Consider the following 396-nt stretch of genomic DNA (forward strand, 5'->3'; position numbering starts at 1 on the left):
TCCTCCTACGACTAAAACAGAACCCTTTTTTAATTGCGTTGCATTTTTATATTGAGAAGAGTGCAGTTGCAACACGTGGTCAGAAAGCGAGGTTGAAAAACGCTGGAATGAAAGGCTTTTGAAATGGTCCGGTCGCTACAACAACTTTTTTTGTAAAAAATTCTCCTTGATTTGTGATGAGTTGAAAGCCATCTTTCACTTGAACTAACTTTTGCACCGTTGTGTTATGACAAATAGGGAGAAATACACTTTCCTTTCCTTAGCGAGCTCGACCCCAATTTGTGCACCTGAATTTCCTCCTCCTACGACTAAAACAGAACCCTTTTTTAATTGCGTTGCATTTTTATATTGAGAAGAGTGCAGTTGCAACACGTGGTCAGAAAGCGAGGTTGAAAA

Annotated in this window: 2 protein-coding genes; both read right to left on the bottom strand. The window is 39.6% G+C overall.

Going from position 1 to position 396, the window contains the following annotated elements; translation table 11 throughout:
- Positions 1-79: 79 nt before the first annotated feature.
- Positions 80-217, bottom strand: coding sequence for a hypothetical protein (locus CK486_RS18610; protein WP_095941614.1), 138 nt, complete (start codon positions 215-217; stop codon positions 80-82).
- The coding region (locus CK486_RS17795; protein ID WP_176481747.1) for a SidA/IucD/PvdA family monooxygenase at positions 205-396 on the bottom strand (192 nt) is incomplete at its 5' end. The genes CK486_RS18610 and CK486_RS17795, both read right to left, overlap by 13 nt.

Origin of the sequence: Pseudomonas sp. HAR-UPW-AIA-41 (genome assembly GCF_002304225.1) — a bacterium.
Classification (GTDB): domain Bacteria; phylum Pseudomonadota; class Gammaproteobacteria; order Pseudomonadales; family Pseudomonadaceae; genus Aquipseudomonas.